Source organism: Plantactinospora sp. KBS50, assembly GCF_002285795.1.
Taxonomy (GTDB): Bacteria; Actinomycetota; Actinomycetes; order Mycobacteriales; family Micromonosporaceae; genus KBS50.
The window spans coordinates 637,288-657,198 of the sequence record NZ_CP022961.1; the positions used below are offsets into that span (position 1 = coordinate 637,288).

Sequence of the window (19,911 nt, forward strand, 5' to 3'; positions counted from 1 at the left end):
ACGCCGCCGGGCGAAGCTCCAGGGCGCGCCGCAGCCCCCGCCAGTCCTATTGCCGGTCCCTCCAAGGATGCGGCACGTCGATCGCCCGCGCCGCTAGCGGTCCCAGAGGGCCGCGACGTGGCGGGCGTCGGTGCCGCAGCAGCCGCCGACGATGCGTACCGCCGGCAGGTGCTGCCGCAGTGCGTCCAGCGCCACGCGCAGGTCGGGGATGTCGCCCTCGTCGAGATCCTCCGCGACGTCCAGTTCGGCGTGGGTCCGGCGTGAGGCGTTCGGCCGGAGGGCGGCGATCGAGCGGGTGGCGGAGTCGTCGTCGAGACCACCGGCGATGTGGTCGGGGTGGGCGCAGTTGACCCCGAAGTATGCGACCGGGCCGGCGGTGGCGACCTCGGCGATCGCGACGCCGAGCGGGGTGGCGTCGGGCAGGCGTCCGTCGGTCTCCACGGTGAACGAGATGGCGACGGGCAGACCCACCTCGTTGGCGGCCCGCACGATCCCGGCGGCCTCGGCGGTGGTCGTCATCGTCATGGCGTGCGCGAGGTCGGCGCCGGCGGCCGCGAACGCCTCGATCTGCGGGCGGTGGTAGCGCGCCGCCCCGGCGACCTCGGGCCGCTGGTCGGCGACGTAGCCGTCGCCACGGGGTCCGATCACTCCCGACACCACGATGTCGTCGATGCCGGTCAGGCGTTGGCCGATCCGGTGCAGCAGCGCGATGGCCGCTCGATTGACCCGGTCCAGCGCCGCCGCGTCGTAGCCGAGGGTAGCGCCCCAGTCCGGGTTCGCCCGCCACGTCGGCGCCTCCAGCAGTAGGCCGGCACCGGCGCGCCGCGCTATGGCGGCGTACCCGTCGTAGTAGTCGGTCAGGTGGCCGCGGCCGGTCTCGTCCTCCACCAGCGGAAAGGAGGCGAATGCGGGAAGGTCCAGCCCGCGGTGGTAGATGAGGTCGGTCTCCAGGCCGCCATCCGTGACGTAGCGGCCCGTGTCGGACAGGACGAAGGTCATGGTCACTCCTTGTATCAGACTGTTTGGTCTGATTGAAGCAGACCAAACAGTCTGATACAAAGGGTCTGTATGGCACGCGACAGCACCGCGACGCGGGAACGCATCCTTGAGGCAGCCGAACGGCTCGTGCTCGAATACGGCTTCGGCTCCACGACGGTGGACGGCGTCGTGGCCGCCTCGGGCACGTCGAAGGGTGCCTTCTTCCACCACTTCGCCGGCAAGCAGGAGTTGGCCCGCGCGTTGGTGGCCCGGATCGCGGCGGCCGATCACCGCCTGCTCGCCGCGGCGCTCGCCGAGGTCGCTCCACTCGGTGACCCGGCCGCACGGCTACTGGCGTTCCTGGCCCACTTCGAGCAGGTGGCGGGCACGGTGGTCGAGGAGGAGACCGGCTGCCTCTACATCAGCGTGCTGACCGAGCGCCAACTCATCGACTCCGGTACGGCGGACCAGATCGCCGAGGTGGTCCGGACCTGGCGGACGGCGATCGCCGAACTGGTGCGGGCGGCCTTCCTCGGCCGCGCCGACGGGGGGATCGACGCCGAGGAACTGGCCGACCACGTCTTCGTCACCTTCGAGGGAGCTTTCCTGCTCAGCCGCGCGCTCGGCGAACCCCACGTCGCCGCCCAACTGCGGGTGCTGCGGCTCATGCTGGCCGGCCTGCTCGCGTGACCGATCTCCCGTCCCGCGGCTCCGGGCTCCGTACCGCCGACCCGACCCGTACCGCCGACCCGTGCCGCCGACCCGACACCGCGCTGAGCCGCCGACCCGACCCGACGCGGCGCGGGTCCGCGCCGCGTCAGCGGCGGGAGCCCGGGCCGCGCACAGTCAGAGGATGGTCCAGGTGTCGCCGGCGTTGAGCAGGGCGCCCAGCCGCTCCTGCGGGCTGGCGGTGTCCGCCGTGCGGGCCGCGGCCACCTGCTCCTGCACGATCCCGTCGTAGGTGGGGCGCTCGACGTTGCGGAACACGCCGATGGGGGTGTTCCGCAGGTCGAAGCCGGGCAGCCGGGAGAGCGCGAACGCGTACGCGGGCTCGGCCACCGTCGCGTCGTGCACGACGATGTCCTCGGGCGCCACCGAGGCGGTGTCCCGGACCTCCAGGCCGAAGGCGCCGGGCGGGTGTACCACGCAGAACTCGCCGTCGCGGCCGAAGGTGATCGGCTGGCCGTGCTCCAGCCGGATCAGGTAGTCGTCCCGGGTCGCCGGCTCCTTCAACTCCTCGAAGGCGCCGTCGTTGAAGATGTTGCAGTTCTGGTAGATCTCCACGAAGGCCGATCCGGGGTGCGCGGCCGCGGCCCGCAGCACCGACTGGAGGTGCTTGCGGTCCGAGTCGATGGTCCGGGCCACGAAGGTGGCCTCGGCGCCCAGCGCCAGCGACAGCGGGTTGAACGGCGAGTCGGCCGAGCCGACCGGGGTCGACTTGGTGATCTTGCCGAGTTCGGACGTGGGCGAGTACTGGCCCTTCGTCAGCCCGTAGATCCGGTTGTTGAACAGCAGGATCTTGAGGTTGACGTTCCGCCGCAGCGCGTGGATCAGGTGGTTTCCGCCGATCGAGAGCGCGTCACCGTCCCCGGTCACCACCCACACCGACAGGTCCGGACGGGTTGCCGAGAGCCCGGTGGCGATCGCCGGCGCCCGACCGTGGATCGAGTGCATCCCGTACGTGTTCATGTAGTACGGGAAGCGCGACGAGCAGCCGATGCCGGAGATGAAGACGATCCGCTCGCGGGGGATGTTGAGTTCCGGCATGAACCCCTGCACGGCGGCCAGGATCGCGTAGTCCCCGCAGCCGGGACACCAGCGCACCTCCTGGTCGGACTTGAAGTCCTTCGCGGTGAGCTTCAGGCTGACGGGTTCAGGCATTCTTGACTACCTCTTCCAGCATGGTCTCCAGCTCGGCCGCCGTGAACGGCAGGCCGCGGACCTGGTTGTAGCCGATCGCGTCGACCAGATAGCGCGCCCGGATCACGTGCGCGAGCTGGCCGAGGTTCATCTCCGGGATCACCACCCGCTCGTACCGGCGCAGCACCTCGGCCAGGTTCGCCGGCAGCGGCGAGAGGTGCCGCAGGTGCGCCTGGGCCACCGGCAGCCCGCGCTGGCGCAGCGTCCGGCAGGCGGCGCCGATCGGCCCGTACGTCGATCCCCAGCCCAGGACCAGCACCCGGGCGGCGTCGTCCGGATCCTCCACCTCGATGTCGGGGACGGGGATGCTCTCGATCCGCGCCGCCCGGGTCCGGACCATGAAGTCGTGGTTGGCCGGGTCGTACGAGATGTCGCCGGTCTTGTCGGCCTTCTCCAGCCCGCCGATCCGGTGCTCCAGGCCCGGCGTACCGGGGATGGCCCACGGCCGGGCCAGGGTGGCCGGGTCGCGCAGGTACGGCAGGAAGGTGCCGTCCGGACCGTTCGGCCCGCTGGCGAACTCGACCCGCAGGTCCGGCAGCGACTCCACCTCGGGCAGCAGCCAAGGCTCGGAGCCGTTCGCGACGTAGTTGTCCGACAGCAGGATCACCGGCGTGCGGTAGGTCAGGGCGATCCGGGCCGCCTCCAGCGCCGCGAAGAAGCAGTCGGACGGGGAGCGCGGCGCGACCACCGCGACCGGCGCCTCGCCGTGCCGGCCGAACAGCGCCATGTTCAGGTCGGCCTGCTCGGTCTTGGTGGGCATGCCGGTGGACGGTCCGGCCCGCTGCACGTCCACCACCACCAGCGGCAGTTCCAGGGCCACGGCCAGGGAGATGGTCTCGCCCTTGAGCGCCACGCCCGGTCCGCTGGTCGTGGTCACCCCGAGCGAGCCGCCGTACGAGGCGCCCAGCGCGGCGCCGATCGCGGCGATCTCGTCCTCGGCCTGCATGGTGGTCACGCCGAACCGCTTGTGCTTGCTCAGCTCGTGCAGGATGTCCGAGGCCGGGGTGATCGGGTACGCGCCGAGGAACACCGGCAGCCCGGACCGGACACCGGCGGCGACCAGACCCAGCGCCAGCGCGGCGTTCCCGGTGATGTTCCGGTACGTCCCCGGGGCCATCTGCGCCGGCTTGACCTGGTAGCGGACCGCGAAGTCCTCGGTCGTCTCGCCGAAGTTCCAGCCGGCCTTGAAGGCCGCCACGTTGGCCGCCACCAGTTCGGGGCGGGCGGCGAACTTGCGCTCCAGGAAGCGCAGCGTCGAGGCGTAGGGGCGGGAGTACATCCAGGAGAGCAGGCCGAGCGCGAACATGTTCTTGGCCCGCTCGGCGTCCTTCTTGGACACGTCGTGCTCGGCGAGCGCGCCGACCGTCATCGAGGTGAGCGCCACCGGGTGCAGCGCGTAGCCGTCCAGCGTGCCGTCTTCGAGCGGGTTGCTCTGGTAGCCCACCTTGGCCAGGCTGCGCTTGGTGAACTCGTCCGTGTTGACGATGATGTCCGCGCCGCGCGGCAGGTCGCCCAGGTTCGCCTTGAGCGCGGCCGGGTTCATCGCGACCAGCACGTTTGGCGAGTCACCCGGGGTGAGGATGTCGTAGTCGGCGAAGTGCACCTGGAAGCTCGACACGCCCGGCAGCGTGCCGGCCGGCGCGCGGATCTCGGCCGGGAAGTTGGGCAGGGTGGAGATGTCGTTGCCCAGTTGCGCCGTCTCCGAAGTGAACCGGTCACCGGTCAGCTGCATACCGTCGCCCGAGTCCCCGGCGAACCGGATCACGACCCGGTCCAGCTGACGGACCTGCTTGTTCACGGTCCTACCTCGCTTCGCTCGACGCCGCGCCGGGGCCGCAACACGTACCGGCGTGCGTGAGCCTGCCGGTGACGTCGCCTCCCCAGCCGCGGGACTTCTCCTGTAAGCCGGCGACGGGATCCGGCGACAGTGCCGGCACCGTCCTGTCACCCCTGAGCCTACGTCGAAACGGCCATGGATCAGTCGGCAAGAGGTGGAGGATGGCTCGCGGCTAAGCGGACGAAGGGGATAGTTGCTGTCTCAACTCCCCCAGGGGTAACTCAGATCACGCCCTCAGTCGACCGCGCCGCCGGCGTCGACCACCGGCGGTCGTCGTTGTTCGCCCATCCGCCGCCGCAACGTACCGGTTGCCAGCGCGAGCGCCAGGACGACCAGCAGCATCGAGGCCCCGATGAGGACGAGGGCCAGCTTCTGGACCCGGGTCATGCCGGTCTCGCGACCCGCACCGGCCAGCGGCGGAAGGGCGCCCTGCGAGCCGGTGGGCGCGGCGGAGACCACGGGTGTGGCCAGCGCGGCAACCGCCACGATCCGGAAGCTGAGCTGGATCGTCTTGGCCTTGCCGGCCCGGGGTGCCAGCGTGCCGATCACCGCGCCGGACAGCGGCGCGTTGCGCTGCGCCTCCGGCGTCGCGGCCACCGGCAACCGGGCCGTACCGACCTGGCCGGCGACGATCGGGCCGAGGTCGCACCGGGTACGGTCCGGGGCCTCGGCGACGCAGCCCGGCGGCATGCTCGGCACGGTGACCCCGGTGGGCAGGACCACCTCGACGGTGCCGGTGGTGTCCACCCGGCCGGTGTTGCCCAGGCGGACGTCGAGGGTGGTGGCCTGGCCGGTGATGTCGAAGCTGACCTCACCGGCGGCCAGCGACACCCCGGGTCCGGCGGGCCGGCGGGGAAGAGCACCGCGAAACCCTGGTTGTCGGTCACCGCCGGCGCATTCGGCCGGCTCGCGGTGACCTGGACGGATCCGCTCAACGGCATGGTCCGCCAGGCGTCGCCGTCGACCCGGAGCCGCAGGTGGGTCCGGAACCGCGCGCCGGCCGCCACCGTCCAGGCGGTGCAGCGGCCGCCGGTGGGCTCGGCCTCGCAGCCGCGGGTGCCGGCGTCGGTCACGCCCTCGGGCAGCGCGTACGCCAACTGCACCAGCTCGTCGACCTCACCGGTGTTCGCGATGGTGACCCGCAGGTCGGCCATGGTGTCGTCGTCGGACCAGTAGGACTCGGGCAGGGTGATGTCGTCCGTGGTGACGTACACGCCGCGGTGCGGCTGCCCCGGCTGCTGCGGCCCGGGTTGCCCGGGCGTGCCGGGCGGCGTGGGCTGCACCGGCGGGGTGGTGGGCGCGCCGGAGGCCGGCGGCGCGGGCGTGGTCGGTGCCGGTGCCGAGGTGGTCGGGTTGGTGGTGGGGGTCGTCTCGGTCGGCGGCGCGGGGGAGCCGGGGGTCTGCGGCGGCTCGGCCGTGTCGGTGGGCTCCGCGGACTCGGTGGGTGGCGGGTCGCCGTCCGTGCCACCGGGGGTCGGCGGGTCGGCGTCCACGACGAACCCGGCGGGAAGCGCCAGCCGGGCCGGGCGAACGCTTGCCGACGCGGTCGCCCCGGCCAGCAGGGAACCGGCGCACAGCGCCGCGGCCAAGCCGCTGACCAGTAACGTCGCGCGGATGCGGGCGGGCCTCGGGTAGCCGGGAAGCGGCCGTCCGGTGTCGTCGCGCGCCATCGTCCCTCCGGGTAGCGCAGTCAGGGCTGTTCATTATTCGCAGGTAGTTGCCGAAGGGCACTAGTCGTGCGTGAAACAAATCAGTAACGGCCGGCGTCGGATCGGGGGCGTACGCTGCCGGACGCCGGCGCCGGCCGGCGGTAGGCTGCCGGCCATGACCGGCTATCTCGGCTCGTACGCGACGCTCGGTCTCCTCCTGCTGGCCGGCGCCGGGGTGTTCGTGGCCGCCTTCGCGGCCAACCGCGTCCTGCGGCCGGCCGCCCCGGCCGATCCGCCCGGCAAGCGGGTGAGCTACGAGTGCGGGCTGGACCCGGTGGGCGAGGACTGGGCGCAGATGCAGATCCGCTACTACGTCTTCGCCTATCTGTACGTGCTGTTCGCAGTCGAGGCGGTCTTCCTCTTTCCCTGGGCGGTGATCTTCGATCGGCCGGGCTTCGGCGCGGCGACCGTGGTGGAGATGGCGATCTTCGTGGCGGTCCTCGCGCTTGGCATTCTCTACGCTTGGCGGAAGAACGTTCTGCGCTGGTCGTGAATCCAACACGAACGGCAGGCCAGGCCCGGCGGGACGGGCGACCGCCGCCGCCGTTCGGGCCGGCAGACGGCGCCCCCGGTCGATCCGCCGGCGCCCGCGCGGCCCAGCGGGGGCGCCGGCCGGCCCGACAGGCGGGAACCTTGCCCGCGGGTTTTCCGGCACCGCGTACCACGGCCGCTGCCGCCGGTTCCGGGGCCGCGACCTGCGGCATCGCTCCCGGCCGGGCGCTCCGGCGGCGCCCCGCGTCGCCGCGCCGAGCGCCAACTACAGCGGACCGGCTCGTGTGGCGGGCTACCCCGATACTCCCCGGCATGCCACGATCGGGGCCATGGGTCAGCTTTTGCTCATTCTGGTCGCGGCGCTGACCGTCGCGGCGGTGGTCTTCGGCGTGGCGGTGTTGGTGACCGGCGGCGATCCCGGCCTGGCGCCGGCCGAGCCGGACGGCCGTTCCGTTCCGCTGCCGTCCGGTCGTCCCCTCCAGGAGGGCGACGTGACCGACGTCCGTTTCGACACCGCCCTGCGGGGGTACCGGATGGCGCAGGTCGACGAGGCGATGCGGCGGGCGGCCTACGACATCGGCTACAAGGACGAGCTGATCGGCGTGCTTGAGGCGGAGGTCACCGCGTTGCGCGAGGGACGGACCGCCGACGCGGACGCCTTCCGGCAGACCCGGGACGCGGCGCTGCGGGCCGCGACGGGCGAAACGCCGGGCACCGACGCCGAGGACGTCGCCGCCGACCCGGCCGGCGCCGACGGCGCCGACCCGGTCCCGGTGGCGACGCCGGCCGACGGATCGGAGACCGGGACCGAACCCGTGGCCGTCGCCGCGCCCGCGGGCGGCGACACCGCGACCCTGAACGGCGAGTCGCCCGGTACGGCCGCCGACCCGGCCGAGCCGGTGACCTCGGCAACCCCGTCCGACCGGTATGCCGGCAGCGCGCCCGACGCCTCGTCGTCCGAGGTGACGGCGCGCTCGGAGCGGGCGTGACCGAACCCCCGACGCCGAGGAGTTGCGCGCCGCGGCCCGCCCCGGGGCCGGCGAGGTGACGGCCACGGTGATCGTGGCCGCCCCGGCGGAGCGGGTCTTCGCGGCGTTCACCGCCTGGGACCGGCAGGGGGAGTGGATCCCGTTCACCCGGGTGCGGGTGGTCGAGGGCGACGGCGGCGAGGGCAGCCGGATCGAGGCCGTCACCAGCATCGGCCCGGCCGTGCTCCGGGACGAGATGCGGGTGGTCCGGGTGGACCCGCCGTACGAGGTGCGGGTGGTGCACACCGGTGCGTTGCTGCGCGGGCCGGGTGTGTTGCGCTGCACCCAGATGGACCGGGACCGCACCCAGGTGGTCTGGCACGAGTGGTTTCACCTGCCGGGCGGCGCCGCCGGGCGGGTGGCCTGGCCGGTGCTGTGGCCCGGCTCGAAGTTCGGCCTCACCGGCGCGTTGCGGCGGCTGGCGCGGCTGGTGGAGCAGGGGCGGCTGCCGTGAGCGCGGGCACCGCGGTGCCCGGGTCGCCGGCCGTCGCGGTGCTCGGGTCGCCGGGCGTCCCGATCGGGTAACCGGCGGCCGGCTGCCAGCCCGGCGGCCGGAACAGGTGGCCGAGTCGCTGCCGCCAGCCGCTGGCCGCCCGCAGGTCCCGCCCGATGGCGACGTACTCGTGGAAGGCGACCCGGATCGGGTTGTAGGTGCCGATGTTCGTGGTCAGCCCGTACACGCAGCGCTCCCGCTCCGGTGCGAAGGTGCCGAACATCCGGTCCCAGACGATGAGGATGCCGCCGAAGTTGCGGTCCAGGTAGCTGCCCTGCGAGGCGTGGTGCACCCGGTGGTGCGAGGGCGTGTTCAGCACGGCCTCGACGGCCCGGGGCAACCGGTCGATGCGTTCGGTGTGGATCCAGAACTGGTACAGCAGGTTCACCGAGCCGAGGAAGGCCAGCACCGCGGGGTGCACCCCGAGCAGGATCAGCGGCAGGTAGAACAGCCACGAGGTCAGCCCGGTCCACGGCTGGCGCAGCGCGGTCGACAGGTTGAACCGCTGCGAGGAGTGGTGCACGACGTGGCTGGCCCAGAGCACGCGGACGACGTGGTGGCTGCGGTGCGACCAGTAGTAGCAGAAGTCCTGGCCGAGCAGCAGCAGCGGCCAGATCCACCAGGCGTCCGGCATCCGCGCCGGGGTGAGCGTGTAGAGCACGGCGTAGGCCGCGGCGATCGGGATCTTCCACAGGATGTCGGCCCCGACGCTGCCCAGTCCCATGGCCAGGCTGGTCGCCGTGTCCGCGCGCCCGTAGCCGAGTTCGTCGTCGTCCCGGTGCAGCAGGTACGAGATCCGTTCCAGCACGATCAGCAGGAGGAACGCCGGGATCGACCAGGCGATGACGTCCGGTAGTTCGCGCATCGCGTCCCTCCGCCCTACCCGTCGGTAACCTCGGACGATAGGCAAGTCTCGTTGCGCTGGCAAGGGCCATGGCCGGGAGCCGGGCGGTGGTGCGCGGCGGTGTCGGTCCGGTGGCCTACCGTGGTGCTGTGACTGATCTGGTGACGGGGGCGGACGGGCTGCCACGCTGTGCGTGGGGAGCCAGCACCCCCGACTACGCGGCCTATCACGACGGCGAGTGGGGCCGGCCGGTGCGCGACGACGACGGCCTCTACGAGCGGCTCTGCCTGGAGGCGTTCCAGTCCGGGCTCTCCTGGCTCACCATTCTGCGCAAGCGCGAGGCGTTCCGGCGGGCCTTCGCCGGCTTCCGGATCGAGGCCGTGGCCGGCTTCGGTGACGCGGACGTGCAGCGGCTGCTCGGCGACGCCGGCATCGTGCGCAACCGGGCCAAGATCGAGGCGGCGATCGCGAACGCCCGCGCGGCGCTCGACCTGCCCGCCGGGCTGACCGAGTTGCTGTGGGGCTTCGCTCCCGCGGCCCGCTCGACCCGGCCGGCCCGCTTCGCCGAGGTGCCGGCGATCACCCCCGAGTCCACCGCGATGTCCCGGGCGCTCAAGCGCTCCGGGTTCCGCTTCGTGGGTCCGACCACGGCGTACGCGTTGATGCAGGCGACCGGCATGGTCGATGACCACCTGGTCGGTTGCCACGTCTCCGCTGCCGTCCGGGCGGTGCCGGCGTGAGCGACCGCAGGAGTGCCTGGGCGGTGGTGATCCCGGCCGAGCGGTTCGAGGCCGAGCGGCTGGTGCAGCACGACGTGCTGGAGCTGGCCGGTCTGACCGACCGGGCCGGGCCACGCTCCGGTGACGACGTTCTGGTGGTCCGGGACGAGCAGACGCCGCTCGTGGTGGCCGTGGGCCGGGTCAGCCCGGCCGGCGGGGTGCCGGGACACGACCCGGACGACCCGGACGACCCGGTGGCCGGCAACGGCGGCCCGCTGGTGGTCTCCTACCTGCGCCGCGCCTTGGACCGGCCGGTGCCGGCGGCCGACCTCGCGCTGCGGGGACCGGTGACGCCGATCCCCGGTGAGACCTTCCGCCGCTGGTCGGGCCGGGTGGCGGCGCCCGGCACCCGGCGGAGCTGGCTGGTCAGCGTCGACCTGCCGATCGAGGCCAGCTCGGCGGCGGAGGCGGCCCGGGTCTTCTGGTCGTACGTCCTGGAACTCGGCCCGCGGGAGCTGCCGGCGTTCGTCTCGCCGGCCCGCAACGAGCTGGCCATGCAGGCGTTCGTGCTCGGCGCCGAGGCCAACCAGGATCCGGAGGAGGACGACTAGCTAGCGCAGCGTGCCGTCCAGCCGGCCGCGCCAGCCGTTCAGCACCGGCGCCGGGTCGCTGTCCAACACCCGCTCCAGCAGCGTGGCGTAGACGTCGCGGAAGTCGGTGGTGAACTTCAGGTCGCCGTCGTCCAGGTCGGTGAGGCTGGGCTGCTCGCCGTACAGGCCGCCGCGCACCCCGGCGCCGAGCAGGAAGACGTCCGAGGCCGTGCCGTGGTCGGTGCCGTCCGAGGCGTTGGCCCGGACCCGCCGGCCGAACTCGGAGTAGACCGCCACCGCGACCTTGCGGCCGGCGTCGGTCCGGTTCATCCGGTCGACGAACCGGATCAGCGCCCGGTCGAGCATGCCCAGCAGCACGGCCTGGAGCTGCTTCTCGTCAGCGTGGGTGTCGAAGCCGCCCAGCGAGACCGAGAACACCCGGGTGGAGACGCCGGCCTCGACGCACTGCGCCACCAGGTCCAGTTGCGCGTCCAGCGGGGTGTGACCGCCGCCGGTCGCGGTCGCCGAGTCCGCGCCGTCGTCTGCGTCGGCCGAGCCGGCTCCGTCGCGTACCGCCGAGATCATGGCCGAGACCGCGCGCAGGTCGGCGAAGCAGGCGGCGGCGCGGGCCTGCGCCGGCGGCTCGTCGGCGGGTGCCGCGAAGGCGGCGAGGGTCCGGTCGGGCAGCCCGGCGGCCCGGCGGTCGGCGACCGGTACGGCCGCACCCGCGCTGCGGGCACCGGCCAGCAGCGGCGGCAGCGCCGGTTCGAACGACACGGCCAGCCGGGGGTCGGCGCCGGCGCCGTCGAGCCACCGGCCCAGCCAGCCGGTGTTGCCCGGCCGGTCCGGTTCGGCGGTCTGCCAGATGTCCATGGACCGGAAGTGGCTGCGGTCCGGCCGGGGATAGCCGACCCCGCGGACCACCGCCAGCCGGTCCTGCGTCCACAGCTGGTGCAGGCCGCCGAGGGCGGGGTTGAGCCCGAGCCCGCCGTCCAGCGGCTTGACCTGCTCGGCCGGGTACGCCATGTCGCCCCGCGCGTCGTGGTAGGCGGGATCGGCGTACGGGATGACCGTGTTCAGCCCGTCGTTGCCGCCGTAGAGGGTCAGCAGGACCAGCGTGCGGGCCTCCGGGTCGCGGTCACCGGCGGTGTCCAGCAGGTCGGAGAGCGCGTACGTCGTTCCGCCCGCGGCGAGCGCGGCCGCGCCGACCACGCCGCTGCCGATCAGGAACCTGCGTCGGGTGAGGAGATCCATGCCGCCTCCGTTCAACTCACCGTGTACTCGGGACTGACCAGCGCCGCCGCGACCAGCCGGCGCGGATCGCCGGCCAGCGGCGTGAGCGCGGCCCGGCTGCGCGGCGTCCAGGCGTCGACCACGAGCAGCCGGGCCAGCGCGTCGAGCCGGCCCGGTGCGGGCGCCGCCGCGAGTCCCTGGCGGACCGCCGGTGCCATCTGGTTGGCGAACAGCTGGGCCAGCCGCATCCGGGCCTGCAGGGCGCCGGTGGTCAGCCAGGCCGTCCCCGCCGGCCAGCCGCCGACGCTGGGCGGTCGCAGCGGCACCTGGTCCAACCCGTCCAGGCCGGCGACGAGCTGCCGGCGCTGCTGGTCGGACAGGGCCGAGGGGCGGATGCCGAGCTGCCGCATCGCGCCCACGGCCCACTCGACGGGCTGTTTGACCAGTTGGCTCGCCGTACCGCTGAACTGGCCGGCGGTCAGCACCTCCCGCAGCGTTGCGGTGACGTCCGGCCGGACCGGCAGGTCCGGCGCCGGGCCGCCGCAGAACCGGAACCACAGCCGGTCGGCCACGAAGGCGGCCGACTCCGGCCGGTCGGCCAGCAGCCGGGCGTACGCCTCGGCGTCGAAGGCCGCGGTCCGGCCCAGGATGGTCTTCGGGCCCGGGTCGTGCCGGCGCCGGTCGAAGTGGGCGGTGCCGGTACGCCGGTCGACCGTCCAGCCGGTGAGCGCGCGGGCGCCGGCCTTGACGTCGGCCTCCGTGTAGTGGCCGATGCCGAGCGTGAACAGCTCCATCAGCTCCCGGGCGAGGTTCTCGTTCGGTGCCCGGCGGGTGTTCTTCTGCCCGTCCAACCAGACGATCAGGGCGGGGTCGCGGACCATCGCCGTCACCAGGTCGCCGAACGGGCCGTCCCCGTACCGGCGCAGGGTCGCCAGCTGACCGAGCATGAGCTGGGCGGAGCGGACCTTCTTGACGCTGGTGGCCCAGTGGCCGTGCCAGAAGAACAGCAGCTTCTCGGCGAGCTGGTGGTCGGCCGCCACCATCCGGTCCAGCCACCACTCGATGACCTGCCGGACCTGGACGGCCCGCTGCTGGTTCGCCTTCTGCCGCTGCTCGCGGTCCGGTTTGGCGCCCAGGCCCGCGGCCGGGTCCGGGCCGAGCCGCGGCGGCGGGGTGGCGGTCGCGCCGGCGTCCGGGCCGGTCGGCCGGAGCAGCCGGTCCAGGGTGGCGTCGACGCCGACCCGGACGGCCGCGTCCACCTCGGCGGCGGTCGGCCCGAAGGTGGCCCGGCGCAGCAGGTGCGCGACGGTGTCCCGATTGGCCATGCCCGCAACGCTACGACCCTGATGTACGGATCGGGTAAGCGCGATGTCCGGGTCCCGTCCGGGGCGGTGCCCCTCGTCCCGGGCGCGGCCCGTCCCGGGTACGGGTCAGCGGCCCTCGAACTGCGGCTTCTGTTTGCCGACGAAGGCGGCCGTGGCGGCGCGGTGGTCGCTGGTCGCCCCGCAGATGGTCTGCGCCTGTGCCTCGGCGGCCAGCGCCGCGGAGAGCGTGCCGGCGTCGCCCACCGAGAGCTGCCGCTTGATCGCCCCGTAGGCGACGGTCGGGCCTTCCGCGAGCCGGGCGGCCAGTTCCTGCGCCACCGGCAGCACCTGTTCGTCGTCGTCGACAAGCCGGGTGAGCAGACCCAGCCGGTGCGCCTCGGCGGCGCGTACCGGCTCGGCCAGCATCAACAGCTCGACGGCCTTGGCGTGGCCGACCAGCCGGGGCAGCGACCAGGACACGCCGGTGTCGCCGGCCAGCCCGACCCGGGCGAAGGCCATCAGGAAGCTGGTGCTCGGGCCGCCGACGCGGAAGTCGGCGAGGAAGGCGAGCGAGGCGCCCGCGCCGGCGGCCATCCCGCGGACCGCCGCCACCACCGGCTTGGGTAGATCGCCCAGCAGGGCGGCGATGGGGTTGTAGTGCTGCCGGACGGTCTCCAGCGGGTCGCCGGTGCCCGACTCCAGGGTGGCGGTGTGTTCCCGCAGGTCCTGTCCGGCGCTGAAGCCCGTACCGGCGCCGGTGAGCACCACGGCCCGGCAGCTGCGGTCCTGCTCCAGCTCGGCGAGGGTGTCGCGGAGTGCCTCCTTGAGCTGGATGTCGAGGGAGTTCAGCGCCTCCGGGCGGTTGAGGGTCAGCGTGACCACGGCATCGGTGCGGTCGACGAGCAGCGGGTCGGTCACTGGCGGGGGCCCTTCGGTCGGATTGTCCGGGCGCTGGCCTTCCGGCCCCGGCCGACGGCCGCGGAGGGGGCGTTGCCGAGGCAGTGGTCCACGAACCGGTCGGCGGCCGGCCGGAGCCGGCTGGCGTGCCGGTCGAAGAAGGTGGCCGCGCTGGTGCCCGGCCACCGGTCCGGAAGCAGCGCCGGGGGTAGTTGCGGATCGCGGAACAGGAACGTACGCCAGGCGTGCACCAGCCGGAACCGGGCGGCGTACGCGTCCTCGTCGCTGCTGCGGGCCGTGACGGCGGTGACCAGCGGTCGCTGTTCGGCCACGAACCGCTGGTACGCCTCGCCGATCTCGGTCAGGTCCCAGGCGCGGCGGACCACCCCGACCGCGCCCGGCGTGCCGGCGGCGTGGATGGAGGTGAACCGCTCGAAGCGGACGCCGGCCTCGCCCAGCAGCCCGTCGATGTCCTCACCCGGGCGGGTGGCCACCCAGGTGCGTTCGTCGAGCATGCCGTAGCCGTGGAAGCTGAGGTTGGCGCCCAGCCGCTGCCGGTCCCGCCGGTTGGTCGGACCGTCGAGCACGAGCAGGTCGAACCGCCCGTCCCAGCCGCTGCGTCCGGTCCGGTAGATCCGGGAAGCCGCCTCGTCCAGCCGGCGTGCGGCCTTTGGGGTGATCGAGTATCCCGGGCCGCTGGACAGCCGCAACGGGTGCAGCCAGCCCTGGCGAACCATCCGGGACACCGCTGTGCGGACCGCGGGTGCCGCGATGCCGAGCGGAGTCAGTAGTCTGACCAGGGCGGCCACCGGCGCGCGCCCACCGCGCGGGCGCAGGTAGTCCCCGTAGAGGTCGAAGAGAGCCGACCGTGCCTGCATGACCGCACATTGTGACAGTGATTTGCGATATATGCTAGACGCTGTCATATCAAGACTGGCTCGGTTTGGGTCCGGCGGTGTTCATCAGGGAAAATCGTTGCTCGACGCCGCGGGTTCCCCGTGGCAGTGCTGGCGAAGTGGCTGTGGGGCAACCCACGGACCCCTGATGAAGGTCTGAGGGGAGACGACATGGCGGCGATGAAGCCGCGGACGGGCGACGGTCCGCTGGAGGTCACCAAGGAGGGCCGGGGCATCGTCATGCGGGTGCCGCTGGAGGGTGGCGGCCGGCTCGTCGTTGAGATGACACCTGATGAGGCCAACGCGCTCGGCGACGCGCTGAAGGCCGCCGTCGGCTGATTGAATGTCGAACGGTCCGGCCGCGGCAGCGGTCGGGCCGTTCGCCGTCGGCGGGGTGACCCGCCGTTTTCTCGTTGCGGAGGTATCCCGGGTGCTCCAGATCCGCCCAGTCGCCGAACCCACCGGGCACGACGTGCTCGTCCTATCCGTCCGGCCGGCGGATGGTGCCGCCGCGGCGGATGGTGCCGCCGCGGCGGATGGTGCCGCCGGGGCGGATGGTGCCGCCGGGGCCGGCGGGGCCGAAGTGGTCTCCGGTGCCTGGGCGCCGCCGCAGGAGGTCCGGGCCGACGCCGCCGCGCTGCTGCCGGCCGTGCGGCACTCCGGCCGCCCGGGTGAGGCGTACGTGGCGGTCCGGCCGGCCGACCCGGTGCAGCGCCTGGTGCTGCTGGGCATCGGCGGCGGCACCGAGGCCGACTGGCGGGCGGCGGGCGCCGGGCTGGCCCGCTCCGGCGCGCTCGCCGGCACGGTCGCCGTGGCGCTGCCCACCGAGGCCGGCCCCGCCGCGGTCCGCGGGATCGCCGAGGGACTGTGGCTGGCCTCGTACCGGTTCCGCCTGCCGGCGGCCGGTGCCGCCGCGACCAGCGCCGCCGCGACCGGCGCCGCCGCGACCAGCACCGCGGCGGGCGACCCGGCGGCGGACGGCCGACTTGCCGCCGGCCCGGCGGCCGACGCCGAGCCGGGTGCGGACGCCGGGTCGGGCGCGGAACCCCTCGTGCTGCTCGTGCTGGCCGATCCGGCGGCGGCCGCGGAGCCGCTGACGGCGGCCCGGGTCACCGCCGAGACCACCCGGCTGGCCCGGGATCTGACCAACATGCCCTCGTCGGTGAAGAATCCCGGCTGGTTCGCCGACCGGATCGAGACGGTGGCGGCCGGGCACCCGGGCCTTGAGGTACGGGTACGCGGGCCGGAGTGGCTCGCGGACGAGGGCTTCGGCGGGGTCCTCGCGGTCGGTGGCGGCTCGGTCAGCCCGCCCCGGCTGGTCGAACTGGCCTGGCAGCCGGAGCAGGCGAGCCTGCACGTGGTGCTGGTCGGCAAGGGCATCACCTTCGACACCGGCGGCCTGTCCATCAAGCCGCGGGAAGCGATGAAGCTGATGCGCAAGGACATGGGTGGTGCCGCCGCCATCCTGGCCGCCACCATCGGCGCCGCCGCGCTGCGGCTGCCGGTCCGGATCACCGCGCTGGCACCGCTGGCCGAGAACATGGTCAGCGGTTCGGCGTTCCGGCCCGGCGACGTGATCCGGCACTTCGGCGGGCTGACCAGCGAGAGCACCAACTCCGACGCGGAGGGCCGGCTGGTGCTGGCGGACGCCCTCGGCTACGCGCGGGACCGGCTGGCGCCGGACCTGCTCGTCGACCTCGCCACGTTGACCGGCGCCAACGCGGTGGCGCTCGGCAGCCGCACCGCGGCGCTCTACAGCGACAACGACGAGCTTGCCGGCGCGATGCTGGACGCCTGCGCCGCCGCCGGCGAACAGGCCTGGCGGATGCCGCTGGCGGACGACTACGTCGACTACCTGAGCAGCGACATCGCCGACCTGCACAGCTCGCCGATGGGTGGGGCCGGTTCGGTGACCGCAGCGCTCTACCTGCGGGAGTTCACCGGCGAGCTGCGCGACCGGTGGCTGCATGTGGACATGTCCGCACCGTCCTGGGCCGGCGCGGACTCGGCGGAACTGGCCAAGGGCGCCACCGGTTGGGGCGTACGCACCCTGCTGCGCTGGCTGGCCACCCTGTAGCGCGGCGGGGTGGCGGCGGGGGACGGGCCGCGTTCGCGCGGCCCGAGCCGCCGCTCAGCCGCGTCGTACCGCGGTGAGCAGGCCGTCGCCGGCCGGCAGCAGGGCCGCAACCCAGTCCTCGGACTCCCGTACGGCCTTCACGACCTCGCGGATGGTCACCGTCGCCAGGTCCCGGGCGGCCGGGTCGCCGATCCGCCCGCCGGCCAGCGCCCGGCCGACCGCGAGCAGCCCGCCCGGACGCAGCAGTCGCAGGGCCGCGTCCACGCAGGCCGCGTACTCCGCCACGTCGGCGTCGACGAACACCAGGTCGTAGGCGCCGTCCGCGAGCCGCGGCAGCACGTCCAGGGCGCGGCCCGTGATGATCCGGGTACGCCCCGCGGGGTAGCCCGCCTCCACGAAGATCCGCCGGGCGATCCGCTGGTACTCGGACTCGACGTCGATCGTCGTGAGGACCCCGTCGGGGCGCATGCCGCGCAGCAGCCACACGCCGCTCACCCCGGTGCCGGTGCCGATCTCCACGACGGCACGGGCGTTTCCGGCGGCCGCGAGCATCCGCAGGGCCGCTCCGACCCCGGGTGCAACGGCCTCCAGGCCGACCTCCCGGGCGAGGTTGCGCGCGGTGCGCAGCACGATGTCCTCGGCGACGTACGCCTCGGCGAAGTGCAGAGCCTGGTTGGTCGTCGAGGGGACGGACCGGTCGACCGTGCCGATGGGGCACCTCCAGGCGTCGGGTCGGTGGGACGGGGGTGGTTCGCGGGTACGAGCGTAGGGCCTCGGCCGCCGCCCGCGTTCGCAGCGGTGGGTGCGCAGCGCGGGACAACCCTGACTGCACCCGCGGCATCCGTGCAATCCTGGATGCGGAAACCGGACTCCGCGACCCGGAGCGGCCACGCCGCTTCGGTACGGTGCGACCGGTGACCCGGGATCGAACTGGGAGGCACCGATCGTGACCGACGGCTGGAACTGGCACCAGCCCGCGGGGATGCCGCCGACGGCACCTCGCTCCGACCCGGGTGGGCCGCCGGGGACCGGCGCGAACGCGCCGTCGCCGTGGTGGTCCGACGCGCTGCGGGATCCCTGGCGGGATCCGCTGGCGCCGACGGCCACCGTGCTGCGCCCGCCGGCCGGTGGTGCCGGTATCGACCCGGAGCCGGTCTCCGACCCGGACGCCCCGCGTACCCCCGGCCTGCGTACGGTCCTGCTGATCTCGCTCGTCACGGCCCTGCTGGCGGGGGCGCTGGGCGGGGTGCTCGGCTTTGCCTTCGCGGTGCGTGGCGGCGCGACCACCCCGACCGCGCTGGGTGCGCCGGACGCCTCGGCGCCGGCGGCGGCGCAACGGCCGCCCGACTCGTTCGCCGGGGTGGCCGAGCGGCTGCTGCCCAGCGTGGTGACGGTGCGCTCCAGCGGCGCCGACGGGACCAGCGTGGGGTCCGGCTTCGTGGCCACCGCGGACGGGTACGTGATCACCAACCAGCATGTCGTCGACGGCAGCCGGGGACCGGCCACGGTCGAGTTCAGCGACGGCTCGACCACCACGGCGAACGTGGTGGGCGAGGACGCGGAATCCGACATCGCCGTCATCAAGGCACAGCGCGGGGGTCTGACGCCGGTGCGGTTCGGTGACTCCGAGGCGATCGCGGTGGGCGATCCGGTGCTGGCCTTCGGCTCCCCGCTGGCGCTCAGCAACACGGTCACGGCCGGCATCGTGAGCGCGCTCGACCGGACGATCCGGGCCGGTGAGCCGGGCGGGCCGGTGCGCTACTACGCGGCCATCCAGACCGACGCCGCGGTGAACCAGGGCAATTCCGGCGGACCGCTGGTGGACGGCGCGGGCCGGGTGGTCGGGGTCAACTCGGTGATCAAGTCGTTGGCCATCGACGAGGAGCAGGCCGGGAACATCGGGCTGGCCTTCGCCATCCCGATCAACCAGGCCAAGCGGATCGCCAGTGACATTATCGACACCGGCCGCGCCCGCCGTACGGTGATCGGCGCCCAGGTGGGCTCGGACACCGGTCCGGGCTCGGCGCCGGGCGCCGGGGTACGGCTGTCCCGGGTCGAGCCGGGCGGCCCGGCGGACGGCGCGGGGCTGAAGAGCGGGGACATTCTTCTCAAACTGGGCGGTCGGGCGCTGTCCGAACCGACCGATCTGATCGCCCTGGTCCGCAAGTACGCCCCCGGCTCCGTGGTGACCGTCGAGTACCGCCGCGGCACGGCCCGGCAGACCACCTCGGTGACGTTGGCCGCTGATGCCAAGTAAGCGGCGACTCACCCCTTGCCTGCTGGGCCGGATCGGTGCGTACGCTTGCCCGGGACCTCACGAGAGGAGCGGGGCGTGTTCGACAATCTGAACTGGTGGGAGGTCGGTCTCCTGCTGCTCCTCGCCCTGCTGATCTTCGGGGACAAGCTGCCGAACGTGATCAGTGACGGTCTCCGGCTGCTGCGCAACCTGCGGTCCATGGCGAACTCCGCGACCAGCGACCTCAGCCGCGAACTCGGCACCGACATCCGGCTGGAGGACCTGCACCCCAAGGCGTTCATCCGCAAGCACCTGCTCAGCGAGGAGGAGGAAGCGGCGCTGCGCAAGCCACTGCATGGGATGTACAACGACATCAAGTCGGACCTGACGGGCGTGCAGAACGAGGTCAAGGACATCGCGAAGTCCGCCGACATCCGCTCCGACCTGCGCTCCGGCCTGCGGGGCGGCAACGGCACCAACGGGGCGAACGGGGCCGGCTCGGCGAACGGCGCCGGCGCGGTCAACGGTACGGCCAACGGTACGACGCAGCTGTCCGGCGCCTCCGGAGCCACGCCCGCGGACGGTTCGACCGGTACCTCGCAGACCGGCCCGGGACCGGTGATCCCGGCCAGCCGGCGCAGCTACGACCTCGACGCCA

Annotated in this window: 21 protein-coding genes and 1 pseudogene; 12 read left to right on the forward strand and 10 right to left on the reverse strand. The window is 73.6% G+C overall.

Annotation, left to right across the window (positions count from 1 at the left end):
• Positions 1 to 93: 93 nt before the first annotated feature.
• Positions 94 to 999, reverse strand: a complete 906-nt coding sequence (locus CIK06_RS02885; RefSeq protein ID WP_095563511.1) for a homocysteine S-methyltransferase family protein — start codon at positions 997 to 999, stop codon at positions 94 to 96.
• A 69-nt stretch (positions 1,000 to 1,068) separates the two neighbouring features.
• On the opposite strand from CIK06_RS02885, the gene CIK06_RS02890 reads away from it, so the two are divergent.
• Entirely contained in the window at positions 1,069 to 1,668 is a 600-nt protein-coding gene (locus tag CIK06_RS02890; RefSeq protein WP_095563512.1) for a TetR/AcrR family transcriptional regulator, read from the forward strand.
• Between the two features lie 156 nt (positions 1,669 to 1,824).
• Here the strand turns inward: CIK06_RS02890 and CIK06_RS02895 are convergent, their stop codons facing one another.
• The 3 genes from CIK06_RS02895 to CIK06_RS30505 all read right to left on the reverse strand — a co-directional run bounded on the left by CIK06_RS02895 (position 1,825) and on the right by CIK06_RS30505 (position 5,566).
• Positions 1,825 to 2,859, reverse strand: a complete 1,035-nt coding sequence (locus tag CIK06_RS02895) for a 2-oxoacid:ferredoxin oxidoreductase subunit beta (RefSeq protein ID WP_095563513.1) — start codon at positions 2,857 to 2,859, stop codon at positions 1,825 to 1,827.
• The gene (locus CIK06_RS02900) at positions 2,852 to 4,696 is read right to left on the reverse strand and encodes a 2-oxoacid:acceptor oxidoreductase subunit alpha (protein WP_095563514.1); all 1,845 of its coding nucleotides are present in this window, start codon (positions 4,694 to 4,696) and stop codon (positions 2,852 to 2,854) included. The genes CIK06_RS02895 and CIK06_RS02900 overlap by 8 nt, the downstream gene beginning before the upstream one ends.
• Before the next feature lie 273 nt (positions 4,697 to 4,969).
• Positions 4,970 to 5,566 carry a hypothetical protein gene (locus CIK06_RS30505; RefSeq protein ID WP_232533977.1) on the reverse strand — a complete coding sequence of 199 codons (597 nt, stop codon included), beginning with the start codon at positions 5,564 to 5,566 and terminating at the stop codon, positions 4,970 to 4,972.
• Between the two features lie 45 nt (positions 5,567 to 5,611).
• Here CIK06_RS30505 and CIK06_RS30510 point away from each other — a divergent pair, with 45 nt between their 5' ends.
• The 5 genes from CIK06_RS30510 (at position 5,612) to CIK06_RS02920 (ending at position 8,418) form a co-directional block, all read left to right on the forward strand.
• Complete coding sequence (locus tag CIK06_RS30510) at positions 5,612 to 5,911, forward strand: hypothetical protein (RefSeq protein ID WP_232533978.1); 300 nt, start codon at positions 5,612 to 5,614, stop codon at positions 5,909 to 5,911.
• Positions 5,912 to 5,926: 15 nt separating this feature from the next.
• Positions 5,927 to 6,370 (forward strand): hypothetical protein, encoded by a 444-nt coding sequence (locus CIK06_RS30515; protein WP_232533979.1) that lies wholly within the window; start codon positions 5,927 to 5,929, stop codon positions 6,368 to 6,370.
• A 189-nt stretch (positions 6,371 to 6,559) separates the two neighbouring features.
• Positions 6,560 to 6,937 carry an NADH-quinone oxidoreductase subunit A gene (locus CIK06_RS02910; RefSeq protein ID WP_095563515.1) on the forward strand — a complete coding sequence of 126 codons (378 nt, stop codon included), beginning with the start codon at positions 6,560 to 6,562 and terminating at the stop codon, positions 6,935 to 6,937.
• Positions 6,938 to 7,265: 328 nt separating this feature from the next.
• Entirely contained in the window at positions 7,266 to 7,925 is a 660-nt protein-coding gene (locus CIK06_RS02915; protein ID WP_095563516.1) for a DivIVA domain-containing protein, read from the forward strand.
• Positions 7,926 to 7,947: 22 nt separating this feature from the next.
• The gene (locus CIK06_RS02920; RefSeq protein WP_095563517.1) at positions 7,948 to 8,418 is read left to right on the forward strand and encodes an SRPBCC family protein; all 471 of its coding nucleotides are present in this window, start codon (positions 7,948 to 7,950) and stop codon (positions 8,416 to 8,418) included.
• Here CIK06_RS02920 and CIK06_RS02925 read toward each other — a convergent pair.
• Positions 8,363 to 9,322: a sterol desaturase family protein gene (locus tag CIK06_RS02925; RefSeq protein WP_095563518.1), complete on the reverse strand. Its 960-nt coding sequence runs from the start codon at positions 9,320 to 9,322 to the stop codon at positions 8,363 to 8,365. The two genes, CIK06_RS02920 and CIK06_RS02925, sit on opposite strands and share 56 nt — an antisense overlap.
• Positions 9,323 to 9,450: 128 nt before the next feature.
• Between CIK06_RS02925 and CIK06_RS02930 the strand changes: the two genes are divergently transcribed.
• Together CIK06_RS02930 and CIK06_RS02935 are read left to right on the forward strand one after the other, a co-directional pair.
• Positions 9,451 to 10,041 carry a DNA-3-methyladenine glycosylase I gene (locus CIK06_RS02930; RefSeq protein WP_095567515.1) on the forward strand — a complete coding sequence of 197 codons (591 nt, stop codon included), beginning with the start codon at positions 9,451 to 9,453 and terminating at the stop codon, positions 10,039 to 10,041.
• Positions 10,038 to 10,631 (forward strand): hypothetical protein, encoded by a 594-nt coding sequence (locus CIK06_RS02935; protein WP_232533980.1) that lies wholly within the window; start codon positions 10,038 to 10,040, stop codon positions 10,629 to 10,631. Before CIK06_RS02930 ends, CIK06_RS02935 begins: the two co-directional genes overlap by 4 nt.
• Here CIK06_RS02935 and CIK06_RS02940 read toward each other — a convergent pair whose 3' ends face one another.
• From CIK06_RS02940 to CIK06_RS02955, 4 genes are all read right to left on the reverse strand, one after another.
• Positions 10,632 to 11,864 (reverse strand): DUF1501 domain-containing protein, encoded by a 1,233-nt coding sequence (locus tag CIK06_RS02940; protein ID WP_095563520.1) that lies wholly within the window; start codon positions 11,862 to 11,864, stop codon positions 10,632 to 10,634.
• An 11-nt stretch (positions 11,865 to 11,875) separates the two neighbouring features.
• On the reverse strand, positions 11,876 to 13,168 hold the full coding sequence (locus CIK06_RS02945; protein ID WP_095563521.1) for a DUF1800 family protein: 1,293 nt from the start codon (positions 13,166 to 13,168) through the stop codon (positions 11,876 to 11,878).
• Positions 13,169 to 13,273: 105 nt separating this feature from the next.
• Complete coding sequence (locus CIK06_RS02950) at positions 13,274 to 14,065, reverse strand: enoyl-CoA hydratase-related protein (protein ID WP_095563522.1); 792 nt, start codon at positions 14,063 to 14,065, stop codon at positions 13,274 to 13,276.
• Positions 14,062 to 14,922 (reverse strand): PaaX family transcriptional regulator C-terminal domain-containing protein, encoded by an 861-nt coding sequence (locus tag CIK06_RS02955; RefSeq protein WP_095563523.1) that lies wholly within the window; start codon positions 14,920 to 14,922, stop codon positions 14,062 to 14,064. The genes CIK06_RS02950 and CIK06_RS02955 overlap by 4 nt, the downstream gene beginning before the upstream one ends.
• A 189-nt stretch (positions 14,923 to 15,111) precedes the next feature.
• On the opposite strand from CIK06_RS02955, the gene CIK06_RS02960 reads away from it, so the two are divergent.
• Together CIK06_RS02960 and CIK06_RS02965 are read left to right on the forward strand one after the other, a co-directional pair.
• Positions 15,112 to 15,279, forward strand: a complete 168-nt coding sequence (locus CIK06_RS02960) for a DUF3117 domain-containing protein (RefSeq protein ID WP_095563524.1) — start codon at positions 15,112 to 15,114, stop codon at positions 15,277 to 15,279.
• A 4-nt stretch (positions 15,280 to 15,283) separates the two neighbouring features.
• Positions 15,284 to 17,017, forward strand: a complete 1,734-nt coding sequence (locus CIK06_RS02965; RefSeq protein ID WP_095563525.1) for a M17 family metallopeptidase — start codon at positions 15,284 to 15,286, stop codon at positions 17,015 to 17,017.
• Between the two features lie 54 nt (positions 17,018 to 17,071).
• Here the strand turns inward: CIK06_RS02965 and CIK06_RS02970 are convergent, their stop codons facing one another.
• Complete coding sequence (locus tag CIK06_RS02970; RefSeq protein ID WP_095563526.1) at positions 17,072 to 17,647, reverse strand: O-methyltransferase; 576 nt, start codon at positions 17,645 to 17,647, stop codon at positions 17,072 to 17,074.
• Between the two features lie 316 nt (positions 17,648 to 17,963).
• Here CIK06_RS02970 and CIK06_RS02975 point away from each other — a divergent pair, with 316 nt between their 5' ends.
• Positions 17,964 to 19,274 carry a S1C family serine protease gene (locus CIK06_RS02975; protein ID WP_232533981.1) on the forward strand — a complete coding sequence of 437 codons (1,311 nt, stop codon included), beginning with the start codon at positions 17,964 to 17,966 and terminating at the stop codon, positions 19,272 to 19,274.
• 75 nt (positions 19,275 to 19,349) lie between these two features.
• Positions 19,350 to 19,685 (forward strand): annotated as a pseudogene (locus CIK06_RS02980) (preprotein translocase subunit TatB); the annotation flags it as partial.
• Positions 19,686 to 19,911: the final 226 nt, after the last annotated feature.

Bases quoted from the DNA above. Each gene is read 5' to 3' on its own strand.
- CIK06_RS02885 (WP_095563511.1), bottom strand. From the start codon at position 999: ATGACCTTCGTCCTGTCCGACACGGGCCGCTACGTCACGGATGGCGGC.
- CIK06_RS02890 (WP_095563512.1), top strand. From the start codon at position 1,069: ATGGCACGCGACAGCACCGCGACGCGGGAACGCATCCTTGAGGCAGCC.
- CIK06_RS02895 (WP_095563513.1), bottom strand. From the start codon at position 2,859: ATGCCTGAACCCGTCAGCCTGAAGCTCACCGCGAAGGACTTCAAGTCC.
- CIK06_RS30515 (WP_232533979.1), top strand. From the start codon at position 5,927: ATGTCGTCCGTGGTGACGTACACGCCGCGGTGCGGCTGCCCCGGCTGC.
- CIK06_RS02910 (WP_095563515.1), top strand. From the start codon at position 6,560: ATGACCGGCTATCTCGGCTCGTACGCGACGCTCGGTCTCCTCCTGCTG.
- CIK06_RS02915 (WP_095563516.1), top strand. From the start codon at position 7,266: ATGGGTCAGCTTTTGCTCATTCTGGTCGCGGCGCTGACCGTCGCGGCG.
- CIK06_RS02925 (WP_095563518.1), bottom strand. From the start codon at position 9,322: ATGCGCGAACTACCGGACGTCATCGCCTGGTCGATCCCGGCGTTCCTC.
- CIK06_RS02940 (WP_095563520.1), bottom strand. From the start codon at position 11,864: ATGGATCTCCTCACCCGACGCAGGTTCCTGATCGGCAGCGGCGTGGTC.
- CIK06_RS02945 (WP_095563521.1), bottom strand. From the start codon at position 13,168: ATGGCCAATCGGGACACCGTCGCGCACCTGCTGCGCCGGGCCACCTTC.
- CIK06_RS02955 (WP_095563523.1), bottom strand. From the start codon at position 14,922: ATGCAGGCACGGTCGGCTCTCTTCGACCTCTACGGGGACTACCTGCGC.
- CIK06_RS02960 (WP_095563524.1), top strand. From the start codon at position 15,112: ATGGCGGCGATGAAGCCGCGGACGGGCGACGGTCCGCTGGAGGTCACC.
- CIK06_RS02965 (WP_095563525.1), top strand. From the start codon at position 15,284: ATGTCGAACGGTCCGGCCGCGGCAGCGGTCGGGCCGTTCGCCGTCGGC.